Origin of the sequence: Pseudomonas sp. DR208, from assembly GCF_019823005.1 — a bacterium.
Taxonomy (GTDB): domain Bacteria; phylum Pseudomonadota; class Gammaproteobacteria; order Pseudomonadales; family Pseudomonadaceae; genus Aquipseudomonas; species Aquipseudomonas extremorientalis.
On record NZ_CP081944.1, the window covers coordinates 1848297 to 1870853 of the forward strand.

Consider the following 22557-nt stretch of genomic DNA (forward strand, 5'->3'; position numbering starts at 1 on the left):
AAACTGAAAACGCCCAGTCTCGTGAGAGACAGGGCATTTTCGTTATTTAGGTTGATGTTGTCGGGCACGTCTTGCTTGATTTTACAGTTTTTAATGCCTGAAAACGTTAGATTCCAAATACGAAGAAATCTAGCAGAACGTTGTCGTAAGCTTTGATGTCAATGTGATGGATTTTTTCTGCAAAGTGAGTTTGAAATTCAACAGTATGATGACGCTCCCCACCCGTGGTTACTTTCGGGTATTCTATTGTGTGCAGTAGTTTTCCGGTGATGGTGAAAAAACTAATCTGGCACAGTTCGTATTGATAGCAACATGCAAATTTTACACGTCTGACAGCTACGGCGGGCGTAATTTGCTGAAGACTCAAGGCCGGCACGCCGTCATAGGAAGAAGACGTCCAGTAAACCATCCCTTCGGACATCCCAGGGACTATGTTGCCCTCAGTGTCTGAAATTCGACTGTTTATAGTTCCGCCTTTATGGAATATTTCCATAACGCCTGGGATGGTGTATTTGCTTCCCGGGGTAATAACGGTGATTGGCCTTCCGGTAAAATTTTCCGTAAATGTTGTTAATGTTTTATTTATTACGATGTATTCTGGCGAGGATGCTAGCTTGTAGGCGGTCGCGAAATTGTTTGTGCCATCCAATGAAACCCAAACGTCAATTTTGAGTGCTGATCCGTCCGTAAGTGACAGTAAGTATTCACTGGGGATAGGCGTGTTGATTTGCTTGGCATTGAACTCTTCAGGACTTACGGCTGTTCCGTTACGTAGTGTGCGGTCCGAACTACCATCCGACTTGACCCACACCGCTTGCCCACTTTTCATGAACGGATAGTTGATAATATTTACGCTGTTATTGAGAAGCGTGTCGATCATTTTTTCGACGGCCTCTGGTACTATTACCAACTTCGTGGACGACTCGGGAAGTGGTTCAACCGTTAGGTAAAGTATTTCGGACGAGTAAATATTAGTATTCTGCGTTATCTGATAGTCCACCTTTACCTGGAGGCCCAAGTTGGCAGCGGCGGCGGTATTGGGAAGCTGGAAGTCAACATAGCCTAGGCTGGCATTTCCCTGTTTTCCGGCGATTTCTGGACTACCCAATCCAGCCTTGCCTAGAAACCGCGGTTTGATCCAATCATTATTGAGCATCGGTGTATAAGTAACCCGCAACGTCATCACCGGTGGGTTCAATACGTTCAGTGGATTCATCGTGGCAGTGGAGGGCGTAAGTAGGGTGCTTTCCAAGATGTTTGGAACCCTCAAATCCGGCGCACTGCCAATCTTCATATCAACCTGATGCGAATACCGTGTCTGCGCATTCAACCGCTCACGGGTGTAGTAGATACGCATCGCCGTATTGCGTATGACGTTTGCGCGGGGCAGCGTGAACGGCAGTGTGCGTCCTTCCCAAAAGCTGGTGATCGGGAAAGGCGGTACTATTGGCGTGCCGCCCGATGCATTGCCCAGAGCATAGAGCTTGACAGTATCCCCGTCCTTGATGTCTGTATCTGGCAGAACGCGTACGTTGGCATTGCCCAGTGATACCGCTGGATCAAACTGATAGCCCGGCTCAGGAGCCTCCAGTACATGGGGTTCACGCAAGGACGCCATAGGTTGGCCGACGTTGTACAACGTACTCTGGGACGGACGCAGCCCATGTTCGTTTTCGACCAGGCAATAGATCTCCAGCGTGCCACCTTCGAGTTTGGCGATATCGCCGTTGGGGCCGTTGGGGATGAAAAAAAGCACGTCTCCATCTCCGGCAATATTGTCATATTCACGGTAAAAGGAGTTTCCATTGGCATAGTTGCCGAGGAGGATAAGCGTCACCAGGTCGAAGTAATTCTGGCCGGCGTAACCCGGGAATATGCCGTTGAAAAACAGCTCCTGAGGGTTGAGAACCTTGTCGATAGCCTCGATAAAGTAAGGCGGCTGTAAGCCTACAGGCAGCTCTGTGCCGATCACGTCGATTATATTGCTGCGCGAGTTGCGATCCGGCACACCGCTGCGGATTCGTTTGTAGCGCAGTTGGAAGCGTCCGCCGATCAACGCTTTGACATCTGCATTGGGCACCGCAACGGTGATGTAAAACGCAGTGGTGGAGGTCAGGGGAGGGGAGTCGCAGGTCGTGATAAGAGGTTCGCCATCGACTGTACGGCCATTGACAATGACCCTGATGATGTCGCCTGGCTGATAGCCGTTACCGTTGATGAAAATGAACGCATGTGCATCGCCAATCAAAGTGTCATGGTTCAGGATGTTGTCCGGCGCTTCCTGGATAAAAGCGATAGGCAGCAGCGGCTCGGAACCGTCGTCCAGTTGCACGTCAAGGATTTGCGCGGGTGACCAACCATCGGAATGGTTGCCCGCTTCATCGACCACCTCGTACTCACACACATGGGAGCCGGTGCCGATGGCTGTCCATACGCTCGTATTGACCATGATGACGATATCAGCAGTGCCGGCCGCTTCTCCTTCCGTGACCCTGTGCTCAACAATCTTGCCACCGATGCTCAGGCGAATACGGTCACGAACCTTACGGTAGGTGGTGGCAGGCTGCGAAGTGTTGACGGGGTAGTATTTGATCGTGACGGGTATGGGCGTACCGATATCGTCCTGGCCTACGCCAAAATCAATGAGATCTTGGGGGAATATTGGCTTGTGCAGGTTTTCATTCTGCAAGGTACTGGCGACTGGATTAATGCCGGCGGGAAGTGCCGTGTCAATTATCAGGTTCAGCCGCTGAGTCTCTGCAGTACCGCCTCCAGCCCGGGTGACTTCTATGAACACCGGGTTGGCAGGTCCATCAACGAGTCGGCCGGGTGGTACATACATAGGGAGTAGGCGGTCGTTGTCGATGTCGTCTTGAGAAACGGTGTAAGTGGCGACGGGGTTGTCAGGGTCCTTGAAAAACAATCTCAGCAAGTCGAATTCATCCATGTCCAGATAAGGCAGCAACAGCAGCAGCAGGCCTTTCTCCTTGTGGACCTCTACTGCTGCCTTATTGATTGCGCCATCGAAGCCGACGTGGGGCGTGTTGATGTTTGGGATGTAGAGCGGCAAATTGGCGAAAGGGACCGAGTTGAAGTCATCGGGCGTTCTGGGTCGGTTTCCTTCTTGTCGTGGGACCATAAAGCGGGGATTCAAGGTGACGGGTACTGCGGTGTCGGGGGCGAGTGCGTTGGCCTGCAGTGACTTGGGAGCTGGGTGCTCGTTGCTGTTTTTCATGATCGAAGACCTTTGCCGATAGTAAGAAATACGATCTCTACGGCCTTGGTACAGATAAGGCGGTAGCTGCAAAGAGGTGTAACGCCGGATGGGATTGGAGGCTAGCTGTGAGAAATGACAGTGCCGACCAGCGGAAGCGGCCCAGGACGGGCCACTTGAAACAGGTGGATTACGGTTGCCGGTTCCAGTGCCTGAACAACGGTTCCGCCAAAAACAACACAAACAACAACCGCATCACCTGCATCGCCGTCACCAACGGCACCGACAGTTGCAGGGTCTCAGCGGTAAGGCTCATCTCGGCAATGCCACCGGGCATCATGCCCAGGGTCAATGAACGCAGGTCCAGCTGGGTCAGTGCACTCAGACCCACCGCCGCCAACGTCGCCAATGCCATGGTCAACGCCGTGCCGATCAAGGTACGCCCCATGAACGACGGCGCCCGACGAAAGAACTGTCGGTTGAAGTGGCAACCCAGGCCACTGCCGATCAACCACTGGCCAATCTGGCTGCCGCCATCGGGCAGGCCGATATGCAGGTCCCAGACCACGCTGGCCGTCGCACTCACCAGCAATGGCCCGAACAACCAAGGGTTGGGCTGGCGCAAGCGCTGCCAGCCCCAGGCAACCAACGCACCAAGCGGAAACAGCGCCAGCAGCCAAGGCCAGCTCACCGGCGCCGGATGAAACTGCGGTGTACCGCCTTCCAGCAAGTACTTGAAAATCGCCGGCACACACAACACCACCATCAGCACCCGCAGACTCTGCCCCGCCGCAACACGGCTGAGCACCGCACCATTACGCGCGCCGAGGTTGACCATCTCACCGGAACCGCCGGGCATGCTCGAGAAGAACGCCGTGGCGCGGTCTTCACCGCTACGGCGCATCAACCAGACGCCCACCACGCTCGACAGACTGGTGACCAGCGCACCGAAGAAGATCAGGCCGAAGTGGCTCGTCACCTGTTCGATCACCACCGGGGTGAAGTGCAGGCCGATGCCGATGCCCACCACCCATTGGCCGCATTTGCGCCCGCCGGGAATCTCCGCCAGCTGCCACGGCGTGAGGCAGCGCACCAGGATGATCGCCAGCAGCGAACCGACCATGTACGGCAAAGGCCAGCCGACCAGGCTGGCCAGGAAACCGCCGGCCAGGCCGACCAGCGGTGTGCCCCACCAATGTCTGAAGGTGACCTCAGACATCGGCCACGGCACGACGCTGCAGGGCACGTTTGCGGTAGATGCGCAGCAACGGGAAAGCCAGCATCAGCGCGGTCAGTACCCACACACCAAAGGTGATCGGGCTCGACCACAGGATCTCCAGCGCACCGTTGGAGATCGACAGCGCACGGCGCAGGTTCTGCTCCATCAGGCCGCCAAGGATAAAGCCCAGCAGCACCGGTGACAGCGGGAAGTCGAGCTTGCGCAGGATGTAGCCGAAGATGCCGATACCCACCATCAGGAACAGGTCGAAGGTGGTGGCGTGCACCGCGTATACCCCGATGGCGGTGATGATTGCGATCACCGGTACCAGCGCCCAGTTCGGCACGGCGAGGATGCGCGTGAAGATGCGGATCATCGGGATATTGAGGATCACCAGCATGATGTTGGCGATGAACAACGAGGCGATCAGGCCCCAGACGATGTCCGGTTGCTGTTGGAACAGCAGCGGGCCCGGGGTGATGTTGTACAGCGACAGTGCGCCGATCATCACCGCGGTGGTGCCCGAACCGGGGACGCCGAGGGTCAGCATCGGCACCAGGGCGCCGCAGGCGGACGCGCCGATGGCGGTTTCCGGAGCGGCGAGGCCGCGCATGTCGCCCTGGCCGAATTTACCGCTGGCACCGGCCAGGCGTTTTTCGGTCATGTAGGCAACGGCCGACGCCAACGTGGCACCGGCACCGGGCAGTACGCCCATGATGAAACCGAGCAGGCCGCAACGGATATTCACCACGAACACCGCGCCCGCTTCCTTCAGGTTGAACATCATGCGGCCAGTGGCTTTGACTGCTTCCTGGCCACGGTGGGTTTTTTCCAGCAGCAACAGAATCTCGCTGATGGAGAACAGACCCAGCACCAGCACGACGAACTGGATGCCGTCGGTAAGGTGGATGTTGTCGCCGGTGAAGCGATACACACCGCTGTTGGCGTCGATGCCGACCGCCGACAGGAACAGGCCGATCAGTGCTGCTACAAACGTCTTCAGCGGTTTGTCGCCAGCCATGCCGCCGAGACAGACAATTGCGAACACCATCAGTACGAAATATTCCGCCGGGCCGAAGGCAATCGCCCATTTGGCCAGCAACGGCGCAAACAGCACCATGCCGCAGGTGGCGATAAACGCGCCGATGAACGAACTCCAGGCCGACAGCGACAGCGCCACACCGGCGAGGCCTTTGCGGGCCATGGGGTAGCCGTCGAGAGTGGTCATTACGGTGGACGCTTCGCCCGGTATGTTCAGCAGGATCGAGCTGATGCGCCCACCGTATTCGCAGCCCAGGTACACGGCTGCCAGCAGGATCAGCGCCGATTCCGGCGGCAGGCCCAGGGCGAAGGCAATGGGGATCAACAACGCCACGCCGTTGATCGGGCCCAGGCCCGGCAGCAGGCCGACTACGGTGCCGATCAAGGTGCCGCACAACGCGGTCACCAGGTTGTAAGGGGACAGTGCAACGCCGAAGCCCTGGCCCAGGTAGCCGAAAGTATCCATGTCAGTTCTCCAGAACGTCGAGCAGGCCGAGGGGCAGCGGTACATCCATGGCTTTGTCGAACAGCAGGTACAAGCCGATGGCCATCAACGTGACGATCACCACGCTGGGCAACCAACGACCACCGTACAAGCGCGCCATGGGAATGCCAATCAGCATGCTGCTGAGGATGAAGCCCAGGGGTTCGAAGGTGCCGGCGAACACGATCAACAGCGCGACGCACACGCCGATCTTGATCAGGGTTTCGCGGTCCAGCGCGGGTTCTTCTTCGGTGTGTTTGGTCGGCTGTGGACGAAACAGCATGTAGATCAGTGCCAGGCTCATCAGCCCGAGCATCAGCAGCGGGTAGGCGCGCGGCCCCACCGGCTCGTAGGAAAACGACGCCTGGTACGGCCAGGCCATCAGCGCGAGGCCGGCGCAGGCCAGCAGCAGCGCGGCGGCGAAAATGCGTTGTAAGAGCATGTGGAACTCCTGGGCCACGCCGCTTGGCTAAAGGGCGTGGCCACACAAAAGAGGGGCGATTACTGGATCAGGCCGAACTCTTTGGCCAGCACTTTGTAGTCAGCCACCTGTTTCTTCACGTAAGTGTCCAGTTCCGGGCCGGTCATGGCGAACGGGAACAGCTCACGCTGGTCACGCAGCTTGGCGAACTCCTCGGAGGCCAGCAGTTTGTCGAAGGCGTCTTTCCACCATGCGTAGTCGGCATCGCTGACTTTTGGCCCGAGGTAGAAGCCACGCACCACTGGCCAGACGATGTCGTAGCCTTGCTCTTTGGCGGTCGGAATGTTCTTCATTTCCGGCTCGTCCAGACGCTGTTCGGAGAACACCGCCAGCAGGCGCATATCGCCGCTCAGGATGTGCGGCATGGAGTCGGAAATGTCGGTACTGCCCACCTGGATATGGCCGCCGAGCAGGGCGGTGGCAATTTCACCGCCGCCTTCAAGGGCGACATAACGCAGTTCGCGCGGGTTGATCCCGGCGGCCTTGGCGATCAGCGCGGTTTGCATCCAGTCCTGGCTGCCGACGGTGCCACCGGAACCGATTACCACGCTGCCCGGATCTTTCTTCAAGGCTTTGACCAGATCGTCGAGGGTCTTGTAGGGCGAATCGGCTTTCACCGCGATAGCCCCGTAGCTGGTGCCGACCGCCGCCAGCCAACGCACGGCGCTTTCATCGAAGCGACCGAACTTGCCCTGGGCCAGGTTCAACAGCGAACCGCTGGACCAGGCCACTAGCGTGCCGCCGTCCGCAGGACGCTGGGCGACCACGGCGTTGTAGGCCACCGCGCCGACGCCGCCTGGCATGTAGGTCACGCGCATCGGCTTGCTCAGCAGCTTCTCGTTGACCAGCGCGCTTTGCGCCAGTTTGCAGGTCAGGTCAAAACCGCCGCCCGGCGAGGCCGGGGCGATGCACTCTGGGCGCTTGGGTTCGTCAGCGGCCAGCAGTTGGCCGGCGAACAGCATGCAGCCGGCGGCGAGGGCCAGTTTACGCAGTGATAGGGTCATGGTTATCTCCGTCGTTGTTGTTATGAATGGCTTACCAGGCACTACTTACCAAAGTGCAACGCTGTAGCTGACCAGCAGACGCACTTCGTCCGCATCACGGGCCGAGTAGTTGGAGCGGTATGTGGCGTTGCGCAGGCGCACGGCCACGTCCTTGAACGTGCCGGCTTGCACCACATACTTGATCTCGGTGTTGCGCTCCCACTCCTTGCCGGTCTCGCCGTTCTTGAGCTTGATGTTGTCACCTGAGAGGTAACGGCTCATGAAGCTCAGGCCGGGAATGCCCAGCTTGGCGAAGTCGTAGTCGTAGCGCGCCTGCCAGGAACGCTCTTGGGCGCCGGCAAAGTCGTTGATCTGCACGAAGTTGACCAGGTACGGGTCGCTGCCATCCACATAGGGGAAGGCGCTGTCACCGGACATGTGCTGGTAACCGGCGCTGAGCTTGTGGCCGTTGAGGGCATAGCTGAACAGGCCGTTGAGGGAGGTATTGTCGATCTTGCCGCCACGAGCGGCGCCAGTGTCATCGCTGATGGCCAAACGCAGGTCGGTGCCGAACGTACCGGGACCCATCGGGCGCGAAGCCACCAGGCCGAGGAAGTGCTGGCGGTACACATCGTCGAGTTGGGCGAAGTGGTAGCTGCCGGTGATCTTGTCGGCGAACTTGTAGTCGGCCCCGCCAAAATTGAAATGCTTGCCGGTGGCGCCGCTGACGAAGCGGCTGTTCTTGTTGTTGAGGGCGATGTCTTCGTAGTTGGTGTCGTCGCGGTCCTTGGCTTTGTCCAGGCGCCCGCCGGTGAACACCAGGTTCTTGAATTCCTTGGAGGTGATCAGGCCACCGTTGAAGGTCTGCGGCAGGATGCGCCCGTCATTGGGCTTGAGGATCGGCAGCTCGGGTATCAGTGAGCCGATCTTCAGCTCGGTGGCCGAGATCTTCACTTTGCCGGTCAGGCCCAGCTTGGAGTATTCATTGGCGGCGCGGCCATCATCATGGGTAGGCAGCAGGCCGGTGCCGGTGCGGTCGGGGCTGGAGTCGAGCTTGACCCCGAGCATGCCCAGCGCATCCACGCCGAAGCCGACGGTGCCGTCGGTGTAGCCCGATTGCAGGTTGAGCATGAAGCCCTGGGCCCATTCGTCGCGCTTGGATTGCTGGGCGCTGGTGCCGTCGCGGAAGTCGCGGTTGAAGTACATGTTGCGGGTTTCCAGGGTCGCGCTACTGTCTTCGAAGAAGGCAGCCTGGCTAAGCGGCGAAAAGCCGGCAAGGGTAGCAGCACTGGCGAGGGCGGTCTGGGTCAGGCGAGAAAAACGAACAGGCGAGGGGGCCTGGGGCTGTGTCGACAGCATCGTTGTGTACTCCGTTATTGTTCTTATTTTGGCGAAAACGCTTCGAGGCGTTTTTCGGGCGCTGCGGTTAAGGCAGCTCGGCGGGCATAGACCACCGTGACTGGATGCTAAAGGGCGAAGCTTTCACTAACCTTTCAGTCGGCTTTCAATGTTTTCGGGCTTCACAGGCCGGTCGGCGCCTGTAAACTGCCCGCCAAAGCGTGGCGCCGACCACCCCTGAATGAGGTAGCAATCCATGCGTGTCCTGCTGGTTGAAGACCACCTGCAACTCGCCGAAAGTGTCGCGCAAGCGCTCAAGAGCACGGGTCTGACCGTTGACGTGCTGCACGATGGCGTGGCGGCGGACCTGGCCCTGAGCAGCGAGGAGTACGCGGCGGCGATCCTCGATGTGGGGCTGCCGCGCATGGATGGTTTCGAGGTGCTCGCACGTCTGCGTGCCCGTGGGAAAAATCTGCCGGTACTGATGCTGACGGCACGCAGTGATGTGAAAGACCGCGTGCACGGCCTCAATCTTGGGGCGGACGACTACCTCGCCAAACCGTTCGAACTTACGGAGTTGGAAGCGCGGGTCAAGGCGCTGCTGCGGCGTAGCGTGCTGGGCGGGGAGCGTCAGCAGGCCTGCGGCGTGCTGGTGTACGACCTCGACACCCGGCGCTTTACCGTAGGGGGTGAACTGATGACACTCACTTCCCGCGAGCAAGCCGTACTCGAAGCGCTGATTGCCCGCCCGGGCCGGGTGATGAGCAAGGAGCAACTGGCTTCCCAGGTGTTCGGCCTGGACGAGGAGGCCAGCCCCGATGCCATCGAAATCTATGTGCATCGCCTGCGCAAGAAACTCGATGGCCAGCCCATCGCCATCGTGACGTTCCGTGGCCTCGGTTACCTGTTGGAAGCCCGCGATGCATAAGCCCAGCAGCCTGCGCTGGCGCTTGCTGTGGAACCTGGCGCTGTTGCTGGTGCTGTTGATGCTGGCCAGTGGCATGAGCGCCTACTGGAACGGTCGCGAGGCCGCCGATACCGCCTACGACCGCACGCTGCTGGCCTCGGCGCGCACCATCGCCGCCGGCCTGACCCAGGTGGATGGCACCCTGAGCGCCAACGTGCCCTACGTGGCCCTGGACACCTTCGCCTATGACAGTGCCGGGCGCATTTACTACCAGGTCAACGACATCGACCAGAAGCTGATCTCCGGCTACGAAAACCTTCCCGGCCCGCCGCCGGGTACGCCACGCACCGATGACTATCCGGCATTGGCGCGCTTCTACGACGCCATCTACCAGGGCCAGCAGGTACGCGTCGTGAGCCTGCTCAAGGCCGTTTCCGAACCGAACATGAACGGCATGGCCGAAATCCGCGTTGCCGAGACCGATGAAGCGCGCGTGAGCATGGCCCGCAGCCTCATGGCCGATACCCTGCTGCGCCTGGGCATGCTCGCCGTCGGCGCACTGTTGCTGGTGTGGTTTGCCGTGAGTGCGGCGTTGCGGCCGCTCGAGCGCCTGCGTACGGCAGTGGAGGAGCGTCAGCCTGACGACCTGCGGCCGTTGCCCCTGGTGGAAGTGCAGCATGAGTTCGGCCCATTGGTGCGTTCCCTCAACCATTTCACCGAACGCCTGCGCGGCCAGTTCGAACGCCAGGCGCAGTTCATTGCCGATGCGGCCCATGAACTGCGCACGCCACTGGCAGCCCTCAAGGCCCGGCTGGAACTGGGCTTGCGCGCCGAGGACCCCGCCACCTGGCGCAGCACCCTCGAAGCCGCCGCCCAGGGCACTGACCGCCTGACCCACCTGGCCAATCAACTGTTGTCCCTGGCGCGCATCGAAAATGGGGCGCGTGCCATTGCCGAAGGCGGCGCGCAGTTGCTCGACCTCAGCCAACTGGCCCGTGAGTTGGGCATGGCCATGGCACCGCTGGCCCATGCACGCGGTGTGGCATTGGCGCTGGAAGCCGACGAGCCGGTGTGGCTGCGCGGCGAGCCTACCCTGTTGAACGAGTTGTTGAGCAACCTGGTGGACAACGCCCTGGCCCACACGCCACCGGGCGGCAATGTGATCCTGCGGGTGACGGCGCCGGCGGTGCTGGAAGTGGAAGATGATGGGCCGGGCATCCCGCTGGATGAACGGGACCGGGTGTTCGAGCGTTTTTACCGGCGCAGCCAGCAGGGCATGGGCTCAGGCCTGGGGCTGGCGATCGTCGGCGAAATCTGCCGGGCACACCTGGCGCAGATCAGCCTGCACGATGGCGAGCACGCCGGCTTGAAGGTGCGCGTGAGTTTTATCGCGGGTTGATCAATAGAACATCGAGCGCGCTTCATCCAGCTCGGCGCGCAAGGCGTCGCTATAAGGGTCGACCCGTAGTTTCTTGATCGCCGGCAAGGTGGAGACCGCAACGTTTGCCAATGGATGATCGGTGCCGCGATGGCAATACAGCACGGCGACCTGTACCAGGTCGATGTAGTCGAGGCGGGCTGAATCGCGCTCCAGGTCCAGGTATTGGCCCGGCAGTTTCGCCAGCATTTCCGGAAAGTCCCAGACGCCCAGCAGTTTGTCGCCCAGCAGCGGGTGGATGCTCTCGATGACGTGGTTGAGGCTGACCGGGTCGGCGAGCAGCTCATAGTGGTCTTCGGCGTACGTCAGGATCGGCAGCACACCGATCTGGTGCACCAGGCCGCCAAGGGCCGCCTGGTCCGGCTTGAGTTGGGAATGGCTGCGACACAGGGCATAACTCACACCCGCGACCTCAAGGCTGCGGCGCCACACATCACGCATCTTTTGTTCGACCACGTCGGAGCGCGCGTGGAAGATCTGCTCCATGACCAGGCCGATCGCCAGGTTGCTGCTGTAGTTGGTACCCAGCCGGGTGATGGCGGTGTGCAGGTCGGTGACTTCCTGGGTCGCGCGCAACAACGGGCTGTTGACCACTTTGATCAGGCGTGCCGACAGTGCGGTGTCGCGACCGATTACTTTGCTCAAGTGGCTGATGCTGATCTCCGGGTCTTCGGCGGCCTGACGAATATTCAGGGCCACTTCCGGCAATGTCGGCAGAACCAGGTCATCGTTATCGATGGCCCTCACCAAAGCCTGTTGGACTTTTTCCGCCAGCTTGTTCATTCATGCTCTCTAGGGTGTTGCAACAAAGGTACGGCGATCAGCGCTGGATCTCTCGATCGCGGTCGAGCGTGTAAGGCAGGTCGAGCAGTTGCAAGCGGGGACCCTCCAGCGCGCCCAGGTGCACATCTTCACTATCGGCAGCTTCGGCTTGCAATACGGCCAGAAGTTCAACGGTCTGGTCAGCTTTTGCGGCGATCACCACTTCGCCGATCGAGCTGTTATGGCTGGGAGAAAACAGCGGAGTGCCTGGCGCGGGCATTTCAGACGTATCGAGACTCAGGCGGTACAGGCGACGTTTGAGTTTGCCCAGGTACTGCATGCGCGCGACGATTTCCTGGCCGGTGTAGCAGCCTTTCTTGAAGCTGACGCCGCCCACGGCCTGCAGGTTGAGCATCTGTGGAATGAACAGTTCGCGGGTCTGGGGCATGACCTGGCCGATGCCGGCGCGGATCTGGCCCAGCAGCCATTCATTCAGATCGGTTTGTTCAAGGGTTGCAGCCAATTGACTGCGTACGGCGTCGCCTTGCTCGGCAGGTACCCAAAGTTCAGCGCGGCCAGGGGAGACGCGGATGGCGATCAATGTATCGTTGCGCACGACGCTGTCGGTCTCGGCAGGCAGCTCAAGGCCAAGCCCCGTCAGGGCCGGGTCGGCATTCATCAGACCGAAGCGCACCCAGGCGGCGCTTTCATCGGTGAGTTTGGACTTGGAAAACACGGCGTATTTTTTCAGGTCAGCCAGTTGCGGCTCCAGCAGCTCGCTGGCCATGGCCAGCAACACGCCGTCACCTTGCAGCAGGATGCGGAAGCTCGACTGCATGCGCCCTTTTTGCGTGCAGCGCGCGCCGAGGCTGGCCTGGGTGTCGCTCAGGTAATTGAGGTTGCAGGTCAGTTGGCCCTGAAGGAATTTGGCAGCGTCGGAACCGCGGACGGCGAGAACGCCTTCGTGGGACAGGGGGCAGAAGAAAGCAGAGTCAGCCATGGGTCATCGCAGGTCAAAAAAGTCATGGGTGCATCATAGAGGGGCGCCCGGCAAATGGATAGTTTCCGTATGGGGCGACCAAAGCCGACTGTTCCGGTGCCGTCGGGTCTGTATACTTGCCGCCTATTTGAGGAGCGCTCCATGGTCGAAGATGTAGAAATCAATCGCCTCTACTGGCACAGCCGTCGCGGCATGCTGGAGTTGGATGTGTTGCTGGTACCTTTCACCAAAGAGGTCTACGCGACGCTCAATCAAGTGGATCGCGACCTCTATGTGCGGCTGCTGACGTGCGAAGACCAGGACATGTTCGGCTGGTTCATGGAACGCGCCGAGTCGCAAGACCCGGAGCTGCAGCGCATGGTCCGGATGATCCTGGATCGTGTCCAGCCCAAGTAATAGCTTTGAATGCCGCTGGCAGGCCTCACGGCTGTTGCTGGCGGCGTATCTGCTTGCCCAGCTGTTTGCGCTGGGCGCCTTGATGTTTATGCAACTTCCTTTTTCGAGCCTGGGCATGCTGGTGTGCCTGGCGCACGCCGCCTGGGTTTTGCCGCGTTCTATCTTGCTGACTCACCGTTCGTCGATTCGTGGCCTGCGACGCGATGAAGACGGTTGGCAGCTGTGGAGCGCCGCACGGGGCTGGCACGCCGTGCAATTGCGTCCTGACAGCCTGGCGTTGCCGTTGATCGTGGTGCTGCGTTATCGGGTGCAGGGCGAATGGCGGGTACGTTCAGCCTGTGTGCCCAGGGACGCGCAGGCCGCCGATGTGCATCGGCGCCTGCGTGTGCGCCTGAAGTTCAGCCGCCGTAGGTGGTTGGCACCAGGATAGTGTCGCGGGCCTCGGGCAGCATCTGCGGGTAGTCGAGGGTGTAATGCAGGCCCCGGCTCTCCTTGCGTTCCATGGCCGAGCGGATCATCAGTTCGGCGACCTGGGCCAGGTTGCGCAGCTCGATCAGGTCGCGGCTGACTTTGTAGTTGCTGTAGAACTCATCGATCTCGTCCAGCAGCAGCCGCACCCGGTGCTGCGCCCGTTGCAGGCGCTTGTTGGTGCGCACGATCCCCACGTAGTCCCACATGAAACGGCGCAGCTCGTCCCAGTTGTGCGCGATGATCACATCTTCGTCCGAGTCGGTCACCTGGCTGGCGTCCCAGCGGGGCAGGGCGGCGGGCACCGGAATGCGCGGCAGTTGTTCAAGGATGTCCGCCGCTGCAGAGCGCGCATAGACGAAGCACTCGAGCAGCGAGTTGCTGGCCATGCGGTTGGCACCGTGCAGGCCGGTGAAGCTGGTTTCGCCAATCGCATAAAGGCCGGGTACGTCGGTACGTCCGTGCTGGTCGACCATCACGCCGCCGCAAGTGTAGTGCGCGGCCGGTACTACGGGGATTGGGCCTTTGGTGATGTCGATATTGAAGGCCAGGCAGCGCTCGTAGACGGTGGGGAAGTGGGTCTTGATGAAGGCTTCGGGCTTGTGGCTGATGTCGAGATACACGCAGTCGATGCCCAGACGCTTCATTTCATGGTCGATGGCGCGGGCGACGATATCGCGCGGGGCCAGTTCGGCACGGGGGTCGAAACGCTGCATGAAACGCTCGCCATTGGGCAGTTTCAGGTGCGCACCTTCGCCACGCAGCGCTTCGGTGATCAGGAAACTCTTGGCCTGTGGGTGATACAGGCAGGTGGGGTGGAACTGGTTGAATTCCAGGTTGGCCACCCTGCAGCCGGAGCGCCAGGCCATGGCGATGCCATCACCGCAGGCGCCATCGGGGTTGCTGGTATAGAGGTAGACTTTGGCCGCGCCACCGGAGGCGAGGATGGTGAAGCGTGCGCCGTAGGTGTCGACCTCGCCGCTGCCGCGATTGAGCACGTAGGCGCCGAGGCAGCGCTCGCCTTCCAGGCCCAGGCGTTTTTCGGTGATCAGGTCGACGGCGACGCGTTGCTCCAGCAATTCGATGTTGGGGCGTTGGCGGGCCTGGTCTAGGAGCGTCCTGAAAATAGCCGCGCCGGTGGCATCGGCGGCATGGATGATGCGGCGGTGACTGTGGCCGCCCTCGCGGGTCAGGTGGAACTCGAAACCACCGTCGTCGCTGCCTGCGTGTTCATCGCGGGTAAAGGGGACGCCCTGGTCTATCAGCCATTGGATGGCCTCACGGCTGTGCTCCACGGTGAAACGCACCGCTTCTTCATTGCACAGGCCGCCGCCGGCGTTGAGGGTGTCTTCGACGTGGGATTGCACGGTGTCGGTGTCGTCCAGCACCGCGGCGACACCGCCCTGGGCCCAGAACGTAGAGCCGTTGGCCAGGTCGCCTTTGCTCAGAACCGCAATGCGCAGGTGGCTGGGAAGGGTCAGCGCAAGGCTCAAGCCGGCCGCGCCGCTGCCGATCACCAGGACATCGTGTTGAAACTGTTGGCTCATTTGAAGGATTCCGCAAAAAGCGATCCGAAGAGGTGGCGCAAACAGGACGCCTGGATCGGCGAATCAAAGGGTCACACGGGCTACTAGTATATAGAGGGGTGGAGCGGCACAATAGCCGGGCATTCGTGGCAATGTGAGATTACGGTGCACGGCTCGGGTAAAATCAGCTGGTTATTGAGGCGGGAACTTTTTGCATGGCCCCCGACTCAATAGCAGGTTGCCCGAAAGCTGGGAAAACGTTGAGTTTATTGGCCCGTCGGGAGCATTGGACGCGTCAGAAAACCGACGACAAGATTATTCGCGCAGTCGGCGTTGCCCGTGCTGCGTTTTTCGTGTGTGCCAAATCAGTGCGTGCCGGAAACTTGCTTGAAGGGGGAGAACTTTTGCGAAAAGACCGAGTCTATGTTTGCAAGCCTGATCGTTTAGTTATGCAAGCCTCCTTAAAGTACTACGAGGAGTGTTCATGCTAACCCAGGAAGAGGATCAGCAGCTGGTCGAGCGCGTTCAACGCGGCGACAAGCGAGCTTTTGATCTGCTAGTGCTGAAATACCAGCACAAAATTCTCGGGTTGATCGTGCGGTTTGTGCACGACACCCATGAAGCGCAGGACGTTGCACAGGAAGCTTTTATCAAGGCGTACCGTGCACTTGGTAACTTTCGCGGTGATAGTGCGTTTTACACGTGGCTATACCGAATCGCCATCAACACGGCGAAGAACTATCTGGTGTCTCGCGGACGCCGCCCACCGGATAGCGATGTAAGTTCAGAAGATGCGGAATTTTACGATGGTGATCACGGCCTCAAGGATCTCGAGTCGCCGGAGCGTGCATTGCTGCGCGACGAGATCGAAGGCACCGTTCATCGCACAATTCAGCAACTGCCAGAAGATTTGCGTACGGCGTTAACTTTACGTGAATTCGATGGTCTGAGTTACGAAGACATTGCGAGCGTCATGCAGTGTCCGGTGGGGACTGTGAGGTCACGGATTTTCCGGGCCCGGGAAGCCATCGATAAAGCCTTGCAACCGTTGTTGCAAGAGAACTAGAGACAGCGGCGACAGCCAAGAGAGGAACCGCCATGAGTCGTGATGCCCTGCAGGAATCGCTGTCCGCAGTGATGGATAACGAAGCGGATGAACTGGAACTTCGTCGAGTGCTCAACGCATTTGATGACGCCGAAACCCGTGATACCTGGTCTCGTTACCAAGTCGCTCGGGCGGTGATGCACAAGGATCTTCTAATCCCTCGTCTGGATATTGCTGCGGCCGTTTCTGCTGCACTGGCTGATGAAGCCGTTCCGGCAAAGGCTGCTCGTGGTCCATGGCGTAGCCTGGGTCGCCTGGCGGTTGCTGCCTCGGTGACTGTCGCCGTGCTGGCGGGTGTTCGCCTGTACAACCAGGACGAGATCGCCGGTGCCGAACTGGCTCAGCAGGCCCAGCAGCCTGTAATGGCGGGTCCGCAGGTCAAAGGCCCAGCCGTATTGGCCGGCTACAAGGAAAGCGCTGACACCACCGGCCCGATGGCCAACGGTGTACTGCAAGGGCAATCCGGTTGGCAAGACCAGCGTCTTCCAGGCTACCTGCGCCAACACGCACAGGAATCGGCTCTGAAGGGCACTGAAAGCGCTCTGCCTTATGCTCGTGCAGCAAGCCTGGAAAACCGCTAATCCGTAAGGAGCTCTATGCGAGCCATACCGCTCCTTACGCTTTTGCTCAGTGGTTGGTTTGCACTCCCCGCCCACGCCGATGAAGCCCAAGACTGGCTGACTCGACTTGGGCGTGCAGAGCAACAGCAAAGCTTTCAAGGTACGTTCGTCTACGAACGCAACGGCAGTTTTTCTACCCATGACATCTGGCATCGTGTCCAGGACGGTCAGGTCCGTGAGCGGCTCTTGCAGCTCGATGGTTCTGCTCAGGAGGTCGTGCGGTTGGATGGCCGGACGCAATGCGTCAGCGGCACTCTTGTCGCAGGCCTTGGCAATTCGCGTGATGCACCATCACGTGCGCTTGATCCGCAAAAACTCAATCAATTCTACGAACTGGCCGTCATTGGCAAGTCCCGCGTGGCCGGTCGAAATGCGGTCATCGTCTCGATCACGCCGCGTGACCAGTACCGTTATGGCTTTGAACTGCACCTGGATCGGGAAACCGCGCTGCCGCTCAAGTCCCTGTTGCTGAATGATCAAGGGCAACTGCTGGAGCGCTTCCAGTTCACGCGATTGAATACTTCCGTCGTGCCTGATGACCGGGAACTGCAACCCAGCAACGACTGCACACCTATCGCCGTCGCTAATAGCAAAGCGCCCGAGGTGCAATCTACCGAGACTTGGCATATGGAATGGTTGCCACCGGGTTTTCAATTGACCAACACCAGTGCACGCAAAGATACCCAGACCAAGGCGACCGTCGACAGCCTGATGTATGAAGACGGGCTGGCGCGGTTCTCGGTATTCCTGGAGCCGATCAGCGATGCAAGCGTGACGGAGACCCGCACTCAGCTGGGCCCTACGGTCGCGGTATCGCGTCGGCTGAATACGGTGGACGGTGAGATGATGGTGACGGTGGTGGGTGAAATACCCATCGGCACCGCAGAGCGGATCGCCCTGTCGGTGCGCGGTGAAAAAAAGCCAGCCGCCCAACCGTGAGTCGTTAATCCTATGTTCATCCTGACGTTTCACTGTATTCCCATGCCAGGTTGGCTGCCGAGAGCATGAAATGTCTGGATCAGCATTTTCACTTGCAAAAATCCCCCATGTTTTTTATAGGTCAGGGCTTGTCGGCTCTGGCCTTGTTTTGTTCGCGGAACAAAGATGTCGGTCGCGGTTTCCGGCGTTTCTTGAACCCTGTCGCTCAACCCTGCTCGTCGTAACGGGAGCTGTATGTCGATACCACGTTTGAAGTCTTACCTATCCATAGTCGCCACGGTGTTGGTGCTGGGTCAGGCCCTGCCTGCGCAAGCAGTCGAGCTGCCTGACTTCACCCAATTGGTCGAGCAAGCCTCACCTGCCGTGGTGAACATCAGTACCACGCAGAAACTGCCGGATCGCAAAGTCTCCAACCAGCAGATGCCGGACCTGGAAGGCCTGCCGCCGATGCTGCGCGAGTTCTTCGAGCGCGGCATGCCGCAACAGCGCGCACCCCGTGGTGGCGGTGGTCAGCGCGAGGCCCAGTCCCTGGGCTCGGGTTTCATCATTTCGCCGGACGGCTACATCCTTACCAACAACCACGTGATTGCCGACGCTGACGAGATTCTCGTGCGCCTGGCCGATCGCAGTGAGCTGAAAGCCAAGCTCGTCGGTACCGACCCACGTTCCGACGTGGCCTTGCTGAAGATCGACGGCAAGGACCTGCCTGTGCTCAAGCTGGGCAAATCCCAAGACCTGAAAGCCGGCCAGTGGGTGGTCGCCATCGGTTCGCCGTTTGGTTTTGACCATACCGTGACCCAAGGCATCGTCAGCGCCATCGGCCGCAGCCTGCCGAACGAAAACTACGTACCGTTCATCCAGACCGACGTGCCGATCAACCCGGGTAACTCTGGTGGTCCGCTGTTCAACCTGGCGGGCGAAGTGGTCGGCATCAACTCGCAGATCTACACCCGTTCCGGTGGCTTCATGGGGGTGTCGTTCGCGATCCCGATCGACGTGGCCATGGACGTTTCCAACCAACTGAAAAGCGGTGGCAAGGTCAGCCGCGGTTGGTTGGGCGTAGTGATCCAGGAAGTGAATAAAGACCTGGCTGAGTCCTTCGGCCTCGATAAGCCGGCCGGCGCACTGGTTGCACAGATCCAGGACGACGGCCCGGCTGCCAAAGGCGGCCTGCAAGTTGGCGATGTGATCCTGAGCATGAACGGCCAGCCAATCGTCATGTCGGCCGACCTGCCGCACCTCGTAGGTGCGCTCAAGGCGGGCAGCAAAGCCAAGCTGGAAGTGATCCGCGAAGGCAAGCGCCAGACTGTTGAGCTGACCGTGGGCGCAATCCCTGAAGAAGGCGCCACCCTGGATGCCCTGGGCAATACCAAGCCGGGCGCCGAGCGCAGCAGCAACCGCCTGGGCATCGCCGTGGCCGAGCTGACCGCTGAGCAGAAAAAGAGCTTTGACCTCAAGAGCGGTGTTGTGATCAAGGAAGTGCAGGATGGCCCGGCGTCTCTGATCGGCCTACAGCCGGGTGACGTCATCACCCACCTGAACAACCAGGCGATCGAGACCACCAAGCAGTTCACCGACATCGCCAAGGCGTTGCCGAAGAACCGCTCGGTGTCGATGCGTGTGTTGCGTCAGGGCCGCGCCAGCTTCATTACCTTCAAACTGGCTGAGTAAGTTGGTAATAACAAAAAGCCCCGCCTTCGTTTAACGAGGGCGGGGCTTTTTTGTGCCTGATCGGTTTAGCTCATCATCCCTTTGACCAGGCGTTCCTGTTCGATCAACTCACGCTGGCGTGCATCGATGCGCGACGACAGCGGGAAGTTGCTGCCGGCGCGACGCTTGGCAAAATCCAATTGCTGGATGGCCTGCTGGAAATCACCCACCAGCGCAAAGTACTCGGCGCGGGCCTGATGCAAACCGATGATGTTGCCCGACAAACCGCGTGTCTCAGCGACCTGGTACCACACGTCCGGGTCATCCGGGCGAGACTTGAGCAAACCGTCCAGTGCCTTTTCTGCATCCGCCGTGCGGTTCTGCTTGAGCAGCAGGTCCACGCGCACCTGATTCAACGGATAGTTACCTGGGTACTGGGTGAGCATCCGATCCGTGCGTTGCTGGGCATCCGGCAGGCGGCTGTTGTCGATGTCCAGCTGGATCTGCGCCAGGTTGTAGGTGATGTCGTTGGGCGCCTTGGCCAGCAGCGGCGCGAGGTTTTCCCGAGCCTGCTTGAATTGGGAGCCTTTGATCTGGGCGATAGCCAAGCCGTAGCGCGCCACATCGTTCTTCGGGTTTTCGTCCAGCTGCGCCTGGAAGCGCTTGGCGGCGAGGCCAGGGGTGTCTTCGTATTGCAATTGCACCCGCGCGCGGATGAGCTGATAACGCAGGCTGTCTTCCTTGCCGCCAGGCTTGGATTGCTCGGCGCGGTTGCGGGTGTCGGCGATTCGCGATTCGGTGACCGGGTGCGTCAACAGGAACTCCGGCGGTTTGGCGTCGAAGCGGTACTGGCGCATCAGGCGTTCGAACATGGTCGGCATGGAGCGCGGGTCATATCCGGCTTTTTCCAGGTTGAGGATGCCGATACGGTCTGCCTCTTGTTCGTTCTGGCGAGAGAACCGACGTTGTTCCTGGATCGCCGCGGCCTGGGTGCCGGCAATCGCGGCAATACCTGCATCGCCTGCACCCGCCGCAGCAGCAATGATGCCGCCGAGCAGGGCGGCCATCATCGGAATCTGCATGCGCTGTTGCGCTTCAACGCCACGGGCGAAGTGGCGTTGGGACAAATGCGCCAGTTCGTGAGCCAGTACCGAGGCATATTCCCCTTCGGTCTGGGCGTTGAGGAACAGGCCGCCGTTGACCCCGACGATGCCACCCGGTGCGGCAAAAGCGTTCAGTTGCGGGCTGTTGATCAGGATGAATTCCAGCCGCCGGTCATTGACCTGGCTGGTCTCCACCAGCTTGTACACGCTGGTTTCGACGTAGTCCTTGAGCTGCGGGTCGTTGAGTTGCGAGACCTGGCCCCGCAGGTAGGCCAGCCACGCGCGGCCCAGTTGGTATTCCTGTTGCGGCGAGACAATGGCAGAACTGGCGTCGCCAAGTGACGGCAGGTCGTCGGCGAAGCCTGGGGAGGCCAGCAGGCAAGCCAGCGTCAGCAGGGTGGGGCGCAAAAAAGTCATGCACAGAGCCTTTCGACAAAGAGCTTACTGTAGCCGGACACTGAGCTTCGGACCAGATATTCTAAGCACTCTCAACGCTTGCCCGGAGTAAACCATGACCAACGCTGTAGCCTTTGATGCCGAACTCGATGCCAGCGGCCTCAATTGCCCGCTGCCTTTGCTCAAGGCCAAGCTGGAACTCAACCGTCTGAGCAGTGGCGCAGTGCTCAAGGTGATCGCTACGGACGCCGGCTCCCAGCGTGATTTCCGTACGTTTGCCAAGCTGGCCGGCCACACGCTGTTGCATGAAGAAGACGCCGCCGGTGTGTACCGTTACTGGTTGCGCAAGGCCTGAATCGTTTGCCCTATCACCCGAGGTTGATTGATGTTCAAAGTGTTACGAGACTGGATCCAGCGCTACTTCTCCGATGAGGAGGCGGTGGTGCTGGCGGTCCTGCTGTTTCTGGCCTTTACGGCCGTACTCACCTTGGGCGGCATGCTGGCGCCGGTATTGGCGGGGATGGTGCTGGCTTACCTGATGCAGGGCCTGGTCACTACGCTGGAGCGCCTGCACCTGCCAGGTGGGGCGGCGGTAGGGCTGGTGTTCGCCTTGTTCATGAGCTTGTTGGTGCTGTTTATCGTGGTGGTATTGCCGTTGCTATGGCATCAGTTGATCACCCTGTTCAATGAACTGCCCGGCATGCTCGCCAAGTGGCAGTCGCTGTTGCTGTTGTTGCCGGAGCGCTACCCGCATTTGGTGTCGGACGAACAGGTGCTGCAAGCCATCGAAGTGGCGCGCGGCGAGATCGGAAAGTTCGGGCAATGGGCGCTGACCTTTTCCCTGTCCAGCCTGCCGCTGCTGGTCAACATCATGATCTACCTGGTGCTGGTGCCGATCCTGGTGTTCTTCTTCCTCAAGGACCGCGCCATGATCGGTCGCTGGGTGCGAGGCTACCTGCCGCGCGAGCGCGCGCTGATCACCCGGGTGGCGGAGGAAATGAACCGGCAGATCGCCAACTACATTCGCGGCAAGGTCATCGAGATCATTATCTGCGGGGGCGTGACTTACATCGCCTTCATCGCCCTGGACCTGAACTACGCAGCCTTGTTGGCCTTGCTGGTGGGGGTTTCGGTGGTGGTGCCCTACGTTGGCGCCGTGGTGGTGACGGTGCCAGTGACCTTGATCGCCTTGTTCCAGTGGGGCTGGAGCGACCAGTTCATCTACCTGATGGCGGTTTACGGGATCATCCAGACCCTGGATGGCAATGTGCTGGTGCCGCTGTTGTTCTCAGAGGCAGTCAACCTGCACCCGGTGGCGATCATCTGCGCGGTGCTGTTGTTCGGTGGGTTATGGGGATTCTGGGGCGTGTTTTTTGCGATCCCGCTGGCAACGCTGTTCAAGGCGGTGCTGGACGCGTGGCCGCGGCAGGAGCCTGTCGTGGCGCCGCTTCTGTAGTGAGCGGGACAAGCCCGCTCATACAACAGTC

21 protein-coding genes are annotated in these 22557 nt (G+C 59.9%); 10 read left to right on the top strand and 11 right to left on the bottom strand.

Annotated elements, in window-relative coordinates; translation table 11 throughout:
• Positions 1–106: 106 nt before the first annotated feature.
• The 6 genes from K5K89_RS08135 to K5K89_RS08160 all read right to left on the bottom strand — a co-directional run bounded on the left by K5K89_RS08135 (position 107) and on the right by K5K89_RS08160 (position 8781).
• On the bottom strand, positions 107–3235 hold the full coding sequence (locus K5K89_RS08135; protein WP_222541181.1) for a hypothetical protein: 3129 nt from the start codon (positions 3233–3235) through the stop codon (positions 107–109).
• 169 nt (positions 3236–3404) lie between these two features.
• On the bottom strand, positions 3405–4433 hold the full coding sequence (locus K5K89_RS08140) for an AbrB family transcriptional regulator (protein WP_222541182.1): 1029 nt from the start codon (positions 4431–4433) through the stop codon (positions 3405–3407).
• The gene (locus tag K5K89_RS08145) at positions 4426–5940 is read right to left on the bottom strand and encodes a tripartite tricarboxylate transporter permease (protein ID WP_058425153.1); all 1515 of its coding nucleotides are present in this window, start codon (positions 5938–5940) and stop codon (positions 4426–4428) included. Before K5K89_RS08145 ends, K5K89_RS08140 begins: the two co-directional genes overlap by 8 nt.
• A gap of 1 nt (position 5941) precedes the next feature.
• On the bottom strand, positions 5942–6400 hold the full coding sequence (locus K5K89_RS08150; RefSeq protein ID WP_071488927.1) for a tripartite tricarboxylate transporter TctB family protein: 459 nt from the start codon (positions 6398–6400) through the stop codon (positions 5942–5944).
• Between the two features lie 59 nt (positions 6401–6459).
• The gene (locus K5K89_RS08155) at positions 6460–7449 is read right to left on the bottom strand and encodes a Bug family tripartite tricarboxylate transporter substrate binding protein (protein WP_162276416.1); all 990 of its coding nucleotides are present in this window, start codon (positions 7447–7449) and stop codon (positions 6460–6462) included.
• A 39-nt stretch (positions 7450–7488) separates the two neighbouring features.
• Positions 7489–8781, bottom strand: coding sequence for an OprD family porin (locus tag K5K89_RS08160; protein ID WP_071488928.1), 1293 nt, complete (start codon positions 8779–8781; stop codon positions 7489–7491).
• Positions 8782–9016: 235 nt separating this feature from the next.
• Between K5K89_RS08160 and K5K89_RS08165 the strand changes: the two genes are divergently transcribed.
• Both K5K89_RS08165 and K5K89_RS08170 read left to right on the top strand, forming a co-directional pair.
• Positions 9017–9688 carry a response regulator gene (locus K5K89_RS08165; RefSeq protein ID WP_010212220.1) on the top strand — a complete coding sequence of 224 codons (672 nt, stop codon included), beginning with the start codon at positions 9017–9019 and terminating at the stop codon, positions 9686–9688.
• On the top strand, positions 9681–11066 hold the full coding sequence (locus tag K5K89_RS08170; protein ID WP_071488929.1) for a sensor histidine kinase: 1386 nt from the start codon (positions 9681–9683) through the stop codon (positions 11064–11066). The genes K5K89_RS08165 and K5K89_RS08170 overlap by 8 nt, the downstream gene beginning before the upstream one ends.
• Here the strand turns inward: K5K89_RS08170 and K5K89_RS08175 are convergent, their stop codons facing one another.
• Both K5K89_RS08175 and K5K89_RS08180 read right to left on the bottom strand, forming a co-directional pair.
• Entirely contained in the window at positions 11067–11888 is an 822-nt protein-coding gene (locus tag K5K89_RS08175) for an HDOD domain-containing protein (RefSeq protein ID WP_071488930.1), read from the bottom strand. It lies immediately after the preceding gene.
• Between the two features lie 37 nt (positions 11889–11925).
• Positions 11926–12867, bottom strand: a complete 942-nt coding sequence (locus tag K5K89_RS08180; protein ID WP_092247204.1) for a YgfZ/GcvT domain-containing protein — start codon at positions 12865–12867, stop codon at positions 11926–11928.
• A gap of 141 nt (positions 12868–13008) precedes the next feature.
• Here K5K89_RS08180 and K5K89_RS08185 point away from each other — a divergent pair, with 141 nt between their 5' ends.
• Positions 13009–13263, top strand: coding sequence for a succinate dehydrogenase assembly factor 2 (locus K5K89_RS08185; protein ID WP_071488932.1), 255 nt, complete (start codon positions 13009–13011; stop codon positions 13261–13263).
• Positions 13247–13693, top strand: a complete 447-nt coding sequence (locus K5K89_RS08190; RefSeq protein ID WP_071488933.1) for a protein YgfX — start codon at positions 13247–13249, stop codon at positions 13691–13693. The genes K5K89_RS08185 and K5K89_RS08190 overlap by 17 nt, the downstream gene beginning before the upstream one ends.
• On the opposite strand, the gene nadB is transcribed toward K5K89_RS08190, so the two are convergent.
• Positions 13662–15278: an L-aspartate oxidase gene (gene nadB / locus K5K89_RS08195; protein WP_222541183.1), complete on the bottom strand. Its 1617-nt coding sequence runs from the start codon at positions 15276–15278 to the stop codon at positions 13662–13664. The genes K5K89_RS08190 and nadB overlap by 32 nt on opposite strands.
• A gap of 463 nt (positions 15279–15741) precedes the next feature.
• Here nadB and rpoE point away from each other — a divergent pair, with 463 nt between their 5' ends.
• The 3 genes from rpoE to K5K89_RS08210 are packed head-to-tail and all read left to right on the top strand — an operon-like array spanning position 15742 to position 17921.
• Positions 15742–16323: an RNA polymerase sigma factor RpoE gene (rpoE, locus tag K5K89_RS08200; RefSeq protein WP_003172477.1), complete on the top strand. Its 582-nt coding sequence runs from the start codon at positions 15742–15744 to the stop codon at positions 16321–16323.
• A 32-nt stretch (positions 16324–16355) separates the two neighbouring features.
• Entirely contained in the window at positions 16356–16943 is a 588-nt protein-coding gene (locus K5K89_RS08205) for a sigma-E factor negative regulatory protein (protein ID WP_222541184.1), read from the top strand.
• A gap of 15 nt (positions 16944–16958) precedes the next feature.
• Positions 16959–17921 (top strand): MucB/RseB C-terminal domain-containing protein, encoded by a 963-nt coding sequence (locus K5K89_RS08210; protein WP_071488936.1) that lies wholly within the window; start codon positions 16959–16961, stop codon positions 17919–17921.
• A gap of 29 nt (positions 17922–17950) precedes the next feature.
• Here K5K89_RS08210 and K5K89_RS08215 read toward each other — a convergent pair whose 3' ends face one another.
• Positions 17951–18130 (bottom strand): hypothetical protein, encoded by a 180-nt coding sequence (locus K5K89_RS08215; protein WP_130898099.1) that lies wholly within the window; start codon positions 18128–18130, stop codon positions 17951–17953.
• 25 nt (positions 18131–18155) lie between these two features.
• On the opposite strand from K5K89_RS08215, the gene K5K89_RS08220 reads away from it, so the two are divergent.
• Positions 18156–19592, top strand: a complete 1437-nt coding sequence (locus K5K89_RS08220) for a DegQ family serine endoprotease (protein ID WP_071488937.1) — start codon at positions 18156–18158, stop codon at positions 19590–19592.
• Between the two features lie 65 nt (positions 19593–19657).
• On the opposite strand, the gene K5K89_RS08225 is transcribed toward K5K89_RS08220, so the two are convergent.
• Positions 19658–21091: a M48 family metalloprotease gene (locus K5K89_RS08225; protein WP_071488938.1), complete on the bottom strand. Its 1434-nt coding sequence runs from the start codon at positions 21089–21091 to the stop codon at positions 19658–19660.
• Positions 21092–21185: 94 nt separating this feature from the next.
• Between K5K89_RS08225 and K5K89_RS08230 the strand changes: the two genes are divergently transcribed.
• Entirely contained in the window at positions 21186–21425 is a 240-nt protein-coding gene (locus K5K89_RS08230; RefSeq protein ID WP_092247220.1) for a sulfurtransferase TusA family protein, read from the top strand.
• Positions 21426–21455: 30 nt separating this feature from the next.
• The gene (locus tag K5K89_RS08235; RefSeq protein ID WP_071488940.1) at positions 21456–22526 is read left to right on the top strand and encodes an AI-2E family transporter; all 1071 of its coding nucleotides are present in this window, start codon (positions 21456–21458) and stop codon (positions 22524–22526) included.
• The last annotated feature ends 31 nt before the right edge of the window (positions 22527–22557 follow it).